General features: G+C 64.0%; 10 protein-coding genes and 1 pseudogene. 8 read left to right on the top strand and 3 right to left on the bottom strand.

The annotated features are described in order from the left end of the window. Window positions 1-405 (bottom strand): annotated as a pseudogene (locus ACH2DW_RS14695) (polyphosphate kinase 2); the annotation flags it as partial. A 69-nt stretch (window positions 406-474) separates the two neighbouring features. Here ACH2DW_RS14695 and ACH2DW_RS14690 point away from each other — a divergent pair. The 6 genes from ACH2DW_RS14690 to ACH2DW_RS14665 are packed head-to-tail and all read left to right on the top strand — an operon-like array spanning window position 475 to window position 5332. Further along, complete coding sequence (locus tag ACH2DW_RS14690; RefSeq protein ID WP_394930495.1) at window positions 475-1152, top strand: SDR family NAD(P)-dependent oxidoreductase; 678 nt, start codon at window positions 475-477, stop codon at window positions 1150-1152. Window positions 1153-1182: 30 nt separating this feature from the next. Then, window positions 1183-1887 carry a DUF4129 domain-containing protein gene (locus ACH2DW_RS14685; RefSeq protein ID WP_394930494.1) on the top strand — a complete coding sequence of 235 codons (705 nt, stop codon included), beginning with the start codon at window positions 1183-1185 and terminating at the stop codon, window positions 1885-1887. A gap of 5 nt (window positions 1888-1892) precedes the next feature. Next, window positions 1893-2492, top strand: coding sequence for a hypothetical protein (locus ACH2DW_RS14680; RefSeq protein ID WP_394930493.1), 600 nt, complete (start codon window positions 1893-1895; stop codon window positions 2490-2492). Window positions 2493-2502: 10 nt separating this feature from the next. Then, window positions 2503-3483: an AAA family ATPase gene (locus ACH2DW_RS14675; protein ID WP_394930492.1), complete on the top strand. Its 981-nt coding sequence runs from the start codon at window positions 2503-2505 to the stop codon at window positions 3481-3483. Further along, window positions 3480-4787, top strand: a complete 1308-nt coding sequence (locus tag ACH2DW_RS14670) for a DUF58 domain-containing protein (RefSeq protein ID WP_394930491.1) — start codon at window positions 3480-3482, stop codon at window positions 4785-4787. The genes ACH2DW_RS14675 and ACH2DW_RS14670 overlap by 4 nt, the downstream gene beginning before the upstream one ends. Further along, window positions 4784-5332 carry a hypothetical protein gene (locus ACH2DW_RS14665; protein WP_394930490.1) on the top strand — a complete coding sequence of 183 codons (549 nt, stop codon included), beginning with the start codon at window positions 4784-4786 and terminating at the stop codon, window positions 5330-5332. Before ACH2DW_RS14670 ends, ACH2DW_RS14665 begins: the two co-directional genes overlap by 4 nt. On the opposite strand, the gene ACH2DW_RS14660 is transcribed toward ACH2DW_RS14665, so the two are convergent. After that, entirely contained in the window at window positions 5324-6922 is a 1599-nt protein-coding gene (locus tag ACH2DW_RS14660) for an MFS transporter (protein WP_394930489.1), read from the bottom strand. The two genes, ACH2DW_RS14665 and ACH2DW_RS14660, sit on opposite strands and share 9 nt — an antisense overlap. 140 nt (window positions 6923-7062) lie before the next feature. Between ACH2DW_RS14660 and ACH2DW_RS14655 the strand changes: the two genes are divergently transcribed. After that, entirely contained in the window at window positions 7063-8466 is a 1404-nt protein-coding gene (locus tag ACH2DW_RS14655) for an MFS transporter (protein WP_394930488.1), read from the top strand. Window positions 8467-8515: 49 nt separating this feature from the next. Continuing rightward, complete coding sequence (locus tag ACH2DW_RS14650; protein ID WP_394930487.1) at window positions 8516-9568, top strand: TIGR03617 family F420-dependent LLM class oxidoreductase; 1053 nt, start codon at window positions 8516-8518, stop codon at window positions 9566-9568. Window positions 9569-9628: 60 nt separating this feature from the next. On the opposite strand, the gene ACH2DW_RS14645 is transcribed toward ACH2DW_RS14650, so the two are convergent. Then, window positions 9629-10552, bottom strand: coding sequence for an NAD(P)-dependent oxidoreductase (locus tag ACH2DW_RS14645; protein ID WP_394930486.1), 924 nt, complete (start codon window positions 10550-10552; stop codon window positions 9629-9631). Window positions 10553-10620: the final 68 nt, after the last annotated feature.

Raw genomic sequence — 10620 nt, 5'->3', positions numbered from 1 at the left:
GAACAGGACCATCTCGCCCGCACGTGGGAACTGCGTGACGTACTTCTGGAGAAACCATTGCCCACGCTGTTCGTCAGTCGGACGGCCGAGCGCCACGACGCGATAGTGCTTTTCGTTCATGTACCGAGTCACGCGGCGAATGGTGCCGCCCTTACCAGCGGCATCGCGACCCTCGAAGATGACAATCATCTTGCGGCCGGTGCTCTCGAGGTGTGACTGCAACTTGAGCAACTCGACTTGGTAGGCCTCAAGCTTTTTCTCGCGTCGATAACGCTGTCGCAACTGCTGGCCTGACTTCTCCCCCGGCTGCCGCTTCTCTGGCGGAGCCACACCCTTCGATGCGGTCGCCAGATCTGGAGGATCGAGCGGATTGCTCTTCATGCGTGCGCTCGACTTCTTGGCCATTAGTTCACGATTGCCGACCTCCGCTCTCCATGCCAGGGCCGAACGACCCAAACGGTACGGTGCGCATCCATGGGTGATCGACTGATTGGTAAGCGGGTCCTCGTGACAAGTTGCGACACCTACATGGGACCTCCAATTGTCGAGTTGTTCCGCGCGGAAGGCGCTGATGTCACCGCCGACAGCGGTGCGCTGATCGGCGCAACCGAGCCGGCCGATCTCCTGGCGGCAACTGGCGAGATCGACGTGCTCGTCGCCAACCTCGACCTCGCGGCATACGCCGCTCGGGTGCGCGACATCGACGACGACCAGTGGCTGGCCGGTTTTGATGCCATGGTTCATCCGCTGATGCGTCTTGTGCGGGCTGCGGCACCTTCGATGATCGACCGTGGTGGCGGCTCGATCGTGGCACTGACCTCATCGTCGCCGATGCGTCGAATGCGTCCACAGGCGACCAGTTACGTCACCGCACGGGCAGCGCAGAATGCCTTCGTCCGATCGGCCGGACATGAATTGGCGGCGCACAACGTCCGCGTCAACGCAATCGCACAGAACTTCGTCGAAAACGACACGTATTACCCGCCAGCGATCATGGAGAACGAGAAGTTCCGTGACCGTCTCAAGTCAGAGGTTCCCGCCCAACGCCTCGGCACGCCCCGCGAAACCGCCGAGCTCGCATTGTTCTTGGCGAGTGATGCGTCCACCTTTACCTTCGGCCAGGTCATCAGTGCTGACGGCGGCTGGTCGTAGCCAGGATCATGGGTGAGTGATGGTCAGGACATGAATGGTCGCAGCGCGTGGATTGTTGTCGCTGCAACCCTCACGAGCCTGCTGTTTGCCGCGGTCAGCACGTCAGGCGGAGTGAGCTTGTGGGGCGAGCCGCAGCTCGACCCGACCTCTGGCGAACGCGCACCGCTTGAGATCGACATTGCGTTCGAACCCGGAGAAGTGTTGACCGCACCCGACGATGCGCGCAATGACCCGATCAAGCTGCCCGAATGGCTCAGCGCCGTGCTGCGTGTGGTCATCGTCGTGCTCGTGTTCGTGATTGCGATCACCCTCGTGATCACCGCGTGGCGCAAGCGGCCGCGGTTGCGCTGGCGACGTCAATCGTCTGGAGAAGGTGATTTCGAGGTCTTGCCAGACATTTCCGCAGCGGTCGTCGAACATGCTGCGGCGCACCGAGCTGCGCTCCTCGACGGCGCCCCCCGCAATGCCATCGTGCAGTGTTGGCTCCGGCTCGAACGCGATGTCGCTGCGGCCGGCCTTGAGCGCGATCCGGCTGACACATCGCTGGAGTTCACCGAGCGCGTTCTGGCGCGCTACGCCCTCGATCCCCAAGCGATCACCGAGCTCACTGCGTTGTATCGCGAGGCCCGGTTCTCTGACCATCTGCTCGACGAATCGGACCGTCGCGCTGCGCTCGACGCGCTCGAGCGCCTCCATCACGCGCTCGGCGGCTCCACCGTCGGGGCAGCAACGTGATCCGGGTGCAGAGGCTTCGAGCCGAACGCGGCAGTCGAGGACAGCCTCAGCTGCAGGACAACACCCGACGCTGGGTCGTTGTCACGGCCCTGATCGGAGTCGTCACTGGCGTGCTGATGGTGCTGCTCGGCATGGAACCCAGACTCGTGCTGGTCGGCTTCGTGGTCATCGTGGCGACCGCTGCGACATGGTTGATTCTCGACGTCGGCCAGGCCACGGCGCCGGTGAATTGGCACAACTACGGTGCGGCTGAGGACGCTGTCACTCGTCCTGATCGGCGGGTCCAGGTGCTCAAGGCGCGACTTCGTCAGCCCACTCGTCGTGGGCGTGCTCTGGGATCGGTGGGGGCAACACCGACGGGTCGCGCGGATCCCAGCGATGAGATCGGCGATTCCCTCGTCGAGGTGCTCGACGATCACCTCGTCGCAGATCGCGGCATCGATCGCTCGGAAGATCCTGTCGGCGCTGCAGAGGCACTTGGTCCCGAGCTGATGCAGTTCGTCAGCGACCCAGCTGTACGCCGGTCGATGACACAGCGCCGGACCCTTGTTCGCACGGTCACATCGATCGAAGCCTTCACAACCCACTCGCCAGACTCCAACTGAAAGACCCCCCATGCCCTCCCTCGAACTGACCCAGGTTTCTCAACTCGCCGGTGCGATTCTCGACGAAGTCGAGACGGCCGTGATCGGTAAACGCGAACCCCTGACGATGGTGCTCGGCGGAATTCTCGCCGGCGGTCACGTGCTCCTCGAGGATTTCCCCGGGCTCGGCAAGACACTCGCAGCGCGCTCATTCGCGCAGACCCTGGGACTCGATTTCGCCCGCGCTCAGTTCACCCCTGACCTGCTGCCTGCGGACCTGACGGGCTCGTTCATCTTTGACCAACGTGTCAACGAGTTCTCGTTCCGCCACGGCCCGCTGTTCACGGGCCTGCTCCTCGCCGACGAGATCAACCGCACGCCGCCGAAGACGCAGGCAGCGCTACTCGAGGCGATGCAGGAACGCCAGGTCACCGTCGAAGGCGAGACCTTCCCACTCCCCCGCCCGTTCCACGTCCTCGCAACGGCAAATCCGGTGGAGTACGAAGGCACCTACCCATTGCCGGAGGCACAGCTCGATCGATTCATGCTGCAGATCAGTTTCGGATACCCGACTGCTGACGAAGAATGGGAGGTTCTCAGCCGCCGCCTCGCCCGTCGCCAGGAGGACCAGACACTGCGGGCCATCGTTGACGCCGACACCCTGCTCAAGATGCAGGAAGCGATCGAGCGGGTGACCGTCGACGAGAGTGTTGGCCGCTACTGCGTCGCGCTCGCTGCGGCGACTCGCCGCCATGCCCACGCGCTGATGGGCTCGTCGCCCCGAGGAGCGCTGGCGCTGATGTTGGTCGCACGATCCTTCGCTGTCATCGAAGGTCGCGATTACGTCACTCCCGACGATGTCAAGGCAGTGGCCGTCCCCGTGCTCGCCCACCGGGTCGCCGTCAAGCCCGAGCTCTGGATGAGTAACGCGAGCGGCGCGTCGGTGGTCGCTGCGGTATTGGCGTCGGTGCCGACTCCGGCAGCGCTCGAAGCCGACGCCACGACGACGTGACCGTCTCGAGCGTCGACCCCTGGAGCCCAAGCCCAGCTCACTTCCGCGCCATCGTCGTGGGCGTCGTCGGGATTGGCGCGGCGCTGCTGTTCCGAGTTCCTGCCATCTTGGTGTTGGCCACACCCTTCGCCTTCGTCGCGGTGTGGTCGACCGCAACCCGACCCGATAATGCACCGACATTGACGAGTCAGATCAGTCCTCGGACGATTCGTGAAGGCGAGGCGACGACATGGGCAGCAGAGCTCTGCGATGTCAACGCCGTGGACCACGTCGTTGCGTTCGCTCCACCACGCACGTGGCTCGAGACGCGTCCACATTCGGGCGTTGTGGCGACGGGTGTCGACCACGGCGACTCGACGACCACGGCCGCCGTCGCCGTCGCGATGCGCTGCACGCACTGGGGTCGTCACGAGATCGGCCCGATCAACGTGGTTGCCGTCAGCTCGTGGGGCGCATTCCGCTGGAGGGCGCTCGACGTTGGGTACCAGGTGACGACACTTCCCCTCCCCGAGGTGTTTGACGCGGCGCCACCGCAGCATCGGGCAAACGGACTCGTCGGGCTGAACCGCTCGTCGCATCCCGGCGACGGGAGCGAATTCTCTGGAATTCGGCCGTTTCAGACGGGCGATCGGTTACGTCGCATCAACTGGCGGCGTTCGCTCCGGAGCGGCGATCTCCACGTCACATCGACCTATGCAGATCAGGACACCCACGTTGCACTGTTTGTCGACGCACTCGCCGACTTCGGCACGTCCGGCGGCATCGACGGCGCAGCATCGAGTCTGGACACCACCGTGCGAGCCGCCGGCGCAATCGCGGAACATTTCTTACTCCGTGGAGATCGTGTGTCACTGCAGGTCTTCGGCTCACGAGGCCGGTCCCATGTTCCTCCTGCCAGCGGGCGCGGCCATCTCCGCCGGATCCTCGACGTACTCGCCGTAATCGACCCCGACACAAGTCGTGCCGGTGAGGTCCGTGCCGGCCGCGGGGCGATCCCCGGCGACGCGCTGGCGATCATGTTGTCGCCGCTCATCTCACCCATCGCGCTCCAGCGAGCTGTGTCGATCGCGAGCCACGGACTCACGGTTGCCGTGGTCGATACCTTGCCGGATGACGTCCATACCGACGACGACGCGTCGACCGAGTTGGCGTGGCGCATCCGTCTTCTCGAGCGGCAACGCGAAGTCCGTTCGGTGCAAAACGTCGGTGTTCCGGTCATTGCCTGGCGCGGGCCTGGCAGTCTCGATCCGTTCCTCCGCGAGATCGCCCGTCGCGCCGCAGCCCCACGGATGGCGCGGCGATGAACTCGGCCAAGCTGCAGGGCTGGATCGACGAGCTCCACGGAACCAGTCGGCAGCAGTGGTGGTTGCGGCTGGTCACCGTGCTTGCTCCGCTCGGTGCGTTGTTCGCTGTCACTGCAGAGGTCGGTACGTGGTGGCCGTTCGGACTTGTTGTCGTGACCGTCCTCGCCTGCGCTTCTGCAATCCAGCCGGATTCACATACTGCTCTCGTGGCGATTGCAGTGTGCGCGGCGCATTGGCTCATCACGGTCGATCGTGTGGATACGCCATGGCTGCCCGCGGCAAGCGTCTGTCTCCTCGCCTACCACGCCGTCAATGCTCTGGCCGCAACATTTCCGACCGGTGGCAAGGTCCCGACAGCGACTCTCGTCCGGTGGTTGCGCCGCACGATGTTCGGCGCGAGCGTCACCGTCGGCATGTGGCTGCTCGTCGTTCTTCTCGACCGCCGTGACGCACCTGGCAACGGATTATTGACCGCTCTCGCCCTCGCAATCCTGGCGGGAAGCATGTTCGTGATCCGAGCGCGCAGCGTCCATGCCTCACGCTGACGTCAGAACTTCGTCCGGATCTGCTTCCCTCCCGGGCAGGTGCCGCGTAAATGCCAAGGAGGCAATGGCGAGGAACCCGGCAAGCAGCAGCCCAACCTTGAGCGACGCCAGCTGAGCATTGCGATACTCCTCCACGACGGCGTCAACGTCAGGGTCTTCCACCCCGGCTTCGGCGAGGGCGACTGCGACCTGGTCTGCTGCGACGAAGCTGCTCCCCGACGCCACCTCGATCTCGATGGCACTCGTCAGTTCTGCAGGGATGGCGACCTCGTCAGTGATGTTGTTGACAAACGCAGCGACGAGCGAGCTGACGACGACTGCACCGATCAACGCTGTGCCGATCGCCGATCCAAGTTGCTGCGCGGTGTACTGCAAACCGCCCGCTTCGCCTCGGTCCTCTGGGCCGACCGATGACTGAAGCACGCTGCCCAGTTGCGACGCGATAAGACCCATGGCAACACCGAGAATCGCCAGCGTCAACCCGAAGCCGAATCCGTCAAGCTCGGGTTTGATCGCCTGCAGCATTCCGAACGCTGCCACGATCAGGAGGACGAAGCCGGCTTGTACGACGCGCTGGGGCCCGAACCGACCGGCGAGGAGCGGACCGCTCGACGAAGTGATGAACATGGCGATCGAGATCGGCAACATCTTGATGCCGGTCTCCAAGGCATCGAAGCCCAGCACGATCTGGAGGTAGAGCGGAAGGATGAAGAAGACGCCGAGCAAAATGAGGTTCTGGCTCAGAAAGCAGCCGAGTCCCGAACGCAACGGGGGAACAGACAGCAGTTCCATGCGAACCAGCGGGTCGAGTCCGTGCGAGGTGCGGTGGTGTTGCCACCGCACGAAGCACGCGAGCACAACACCGCCTGCCAAGATCACGAAGGGTGTGAGCGCGAAACCGAACGGTTCGAGCGGGGATTCCTTCGGGCTGAGCCATCCCCACGAACTCGCTTTCAGCATCCCCAACACAATCAACCCCAGTCCGATCGCGGAGAGCACCGAGCCCACCACATCGAGGTTCGGCCGGCGTCCAGTGAGCTTGGCGTCGCCGATCAAGCGGGCAGTGAGCACGATAAGCAGTGCGATGATCACCTCGCCGACAAAGACCCAACGCCACGACAACTGTGTGGTGAAGAAGCCGCCGATGATGGGGCCGGCAGCAATGCCAACGCCCGCCACCCCACCGATGACACCGAACGCAGTGATTCGATCGCGTCCGCCGTAGTTGGCGGCAAGCAACGCCACGAGCGCGGGGAGGACGAGCGCCGCGCCAATGCCTTCGAGCACCGACCATCCAACGATCAGGGACGGAACGCTCCAGGACACGGCAGTCAAGGCCGAACCAGCCCCGTAAATGACGAGCCCGATGACAAACGCCCTGCGTCGGCCGATGATGTCGCCCACCTTGCCGCCCGTGATCATCAGCGTCGCCATGACCAAGGCGTACAACGTGATGACGCCTTGAATCGTTGTCACTGTCGTGTCGAAGTCCTCGACCAACTGGCTGATCGCCACATTCATCACCGCCTGGTCCAGCACCATCAGAAACTGTGCAAGGGACAAGACGACCAGGGGAATCCATTTCTTCATCAGGGCGCCGACGTTAGTTGGCCACTCCCCCAGTCGGAATGCTCCCCGGGCCGGTCGCTACGGTCGGGTCCGATGCTCATTCACTGGCCGCTGCCGAGCGGCCATGCCCTTGACCGCTTCCTTGGCAACGCTGCCGGCAGATGAGCGAACAGACCATCGACGCTCAGACTGTTGCCGCGACGCGGTCTCCGTGGCCTGTGTTTGCAGTCTGCGCGACTGCGTTCTTCATCATCATGTTCGACCTGGCGGTCGTGAACGTGGCGTTCCCCGACATCCTCAGTGACTTCGGGGTCAGCCGGGCGGACGGCTCGTGGATCGTGACGCTCTACAACATCCTGTTTGGTTCACTGCTCGTCGTGGCGGGCAAGACCGCTGACAGCGTCGGGCGGCGCCGAATTTTCCAGATCGGTGTCGCGACCTTCGGGCTCGGGGCCGCTCTCGCCGCTTTCGCTCCCACCCTTGCTGTGCTCCTTGCCGGACGCGCAGTTCAAGGCGTCGGTGCCGCATTCATGTCACCCGCGGCTCTCGGACTCCTGGTTGCAGCATTCCCATTGGAACGCCGAACCCAGACAATGGCGCTGTGGGGCGCCGTCGGGGCCTTGGGTGTGTCGAGCGGACCGAGCATCGGCGCCGCCATCATCGAGGTGACCAATTGGCGCGCAGCATTTTGGATTCCGGTTGCCCTCTGCGCTGCGCTCCTCACGACGAGCGGGCGGGTCCTCAGCGAGTCACCAACGTCATCGTCTCGGCACCGACCTGACTTTTTCGGTGCCGGCGTTGTCACCACAGGGCTGGCCGCTCTGGTGCTGGGCGTTTCCCGCTCAGGCGTCTGGGGTTGGTCACACCCTGCAACGCTCCTTTCGATCGCTGTCGGAGTGGTCGCGATTGTCGTGTTCGTCTCGCGACAGCGGGTCCATCCTGAGCCCATTGTCGACCTGACATTGTTCCGCAGCCGCTCGTTCAGCATCGCCAGCTTCTCTGGGTTCGTCTTCTTCGGCGGATATGCGGCCTACAACCTCAACAACGTGCTGTTTCTCCGTCAGGCGTGGTCCTACACCGTCCTTGAGGCCGGGCTCATCGCCCTCATCGGCCCGGTCACCGTGGCCGCCCTGTCTCCCCTCGGCGGGCGCCTGGCCGCGCGAGTCGGGTTCCGCCTCCCTGCGATAGCCGGTGTGTTGACCGTCAGCGTGGGCACAGCGGCCATGGCGATCAGCTTCGACGAGACCCGCAATCCTGGACTGTTCATGGCCCTCGTTGTCGTCGTCGGCATCGGCATCGCTGGCTTCAATGCGGCCAACGCCGGGGCCAGCGTCGCAGAACTCCCACCGGAACGACTCTCGATTGGCGGCGCTGTCAGCAACGCCCTCCGACAGGTCGGCGCTGCCTTCGGCGTGGCGTTGCTGGTCGCTGTCGTGGGCACACCGGACAACATCCCTGAACTGGTCGACTCCCACAGCAATGGCTATCTGCTGGTGTCCATCGTGATGCTCGCTGCCGCTCTTCTCAACGGCTGGCAGACCGGTCGCCGCAGGTCGGCCGACTGAGAGCCAATCGTCGCCCATCGAATATGTTCTGGGACATGTTGGTAACGAAGTGATCGTTGAGACTCTGCTCCCGCTCGGCAAGCTTGACCCCGGTCTACGCGAGCCAGAAATCCCGCTCGACATCCGAGAGTTCGGTGCACTGGCAGCGGTGGCCGAAGATGTCGGCGTCGGAGCGGTGCTGGTCGAAGAGACCAAGGATGATCCGTATCAGCTACTGGCGTTGGGCGCGGCGACAACCAGTTCAGTTCAGCTCGGCACATCGGTCGCGATGGCATTTCCGCGCAGCCCGACCAGCACAGCGATGTCTGCGTGGTCACTGCAGAAGTTGTCGGGCGGCCGCTTCCTCCTCGGGCTCGGCACCCAGGTGCGGGCACACATCACCCGTCGCTACGGTCTCGACTGGCACGCGCCGGCCCCGTGGATGCGTGACTACGTCAACGCGATGCGTGCGGTGTGGAACACCTGGCAGACGGGCGAGCCATTGCAGTTCGAAAGTGAGCACTATCAGCTCGACGTCATGGTCCCGTTGTTCGATCCCGGCCCGATCGAGCACCCTGACATTCCGGTCTACATCGCTGCGATCGGCCCGAACATGTGCGCCGTGGCAGGCGAAATTGCCGACGGCGTTCGCCTGCATCCCGTCTGCACCACGAAGTTCATCGACGACGAGGTGCTCCCGAACGTCATGCGCGGTGCCGCCCGCAGCGGCCGGCGACTCGACGATGTCGAGATCTGCCTGAAGCCCTTGATCGGTACGGCGCCCAACTCGGCGCGACTCGAACAGGTGGTCGAGACCGTCCGCGCTCGAGTCGCGTTTTATCTGTCGACCCCCTCGTACCGACGGACCTTTGAGCTGCACGGTTGGGGCGACATCGCACGCGAGGCGTCCCAACTGTCACGCGCCCAGCGTTGGGATGATCTACCCGGGCTTGTGCATGACGAGATGCTGCATACCGTCGCCACGATCGGCACCTACGACGAGATCGCGACCAAGTTGAACGACCGCTTCGCCGAACGACTCGATCGCATCGAGTTTTCGATTCCCGTCAACAATGCAGACGACGCGGACGCCTTCCGCCAGATCTTGGGTCAGCTCAAGTAGCCGTCGATCCCTGACGGTCAAGGGCCTGGGGCTGCTACTTGAGGGACGACGGGGCCGAAGTTACGAGACCACCGACGCCGGCCGACCAGCGAGCACAGCCAGCGCGTTGTCGACAGCGTGTTCGAACAGCCGCCGGCGACCGGCCGCTGTTGACGACGCGATGTGCGGCGTGATGATCACATCTGGCCGACCCAGCAAAGGATGACCGACAGGGAGCGGCTCGGGTTCAGTGACATCGAGTCCCGCGCCGGCAACCTGTCCGGCCTCGAGTGCCGCGAGGAGCGCCTCCTGATCGATCAACGGACCGCGCGCGCAGTTGACGATGTACACGCCTCGTCGCATTGTCTGAATCGTTGCGGCGTCGATCAGATGCCGTGTCGTTGGAGTCGACGGTGCGTGCAACGAGACGACGTGCGCTGTTCGGAACAACTCGTCGAGGTTCACCAATCTGACGCCGTCGACAGAACTCGACGACAGACCCGGGTCGTGTGCAACCACGTTCATCCCCAAGGCTTGAGCGGCGACCGCAACGCGCGAACCGATGCGCCCAAGGCCAACGAGTCCGAGCGTTGCGCCGTCGAGTTCGAGCGACGTGGCGACTTTTGGCCCGCCCAGGCCAGCTGCTGCGCTCGCCATGTGGGTCGGCAGTTCCTTGGTCACTGCGAGCAACAGCATCATCGCGTGCTCCGCAGTTGACACCGTTGGCGAGTCTGGGCCGTTGCAGACCACCACCCCCGCCGCTCTGGCAGCATCGAGGTCAACGTTGTCGTATCCAATTCCCATGCGTGAGATCACTCGCAGCTCCGGGAATCGGGCGAATCGTTCTGCGTCCCATTGGTGACCAATGCCAATCACCGACGCGGCGACGCCCACCAGCTCGGTGTCTGTCGAGCCGACGAGCCGGGCCGACTCTCCGACATAGGCCAGGTCGGCATCGAGGATCGGCCGATCGAGGTGCAAGACGGGAAGGTCGTGGTCGGGCATGGACTGATCATCTCGCAGTCAGTCCGCTGTCGGCGAACCCGCGACACGCCGGCTCGGAAACTCGACAA

This window comes from uncultured Ilumatobacter sp. (assembly GCF_963980585.1).
Lineage (GTDB): Bacteria > Actinomycetota > Acidimicrobiia > Acidimicrobiales > Ilumatobacteraceae > Ilumatobacter_A.
Note: the sequence above shows the minus strand (reverse complement) of the source record. Positions and strands in the feature narration are given on the sequence as shown.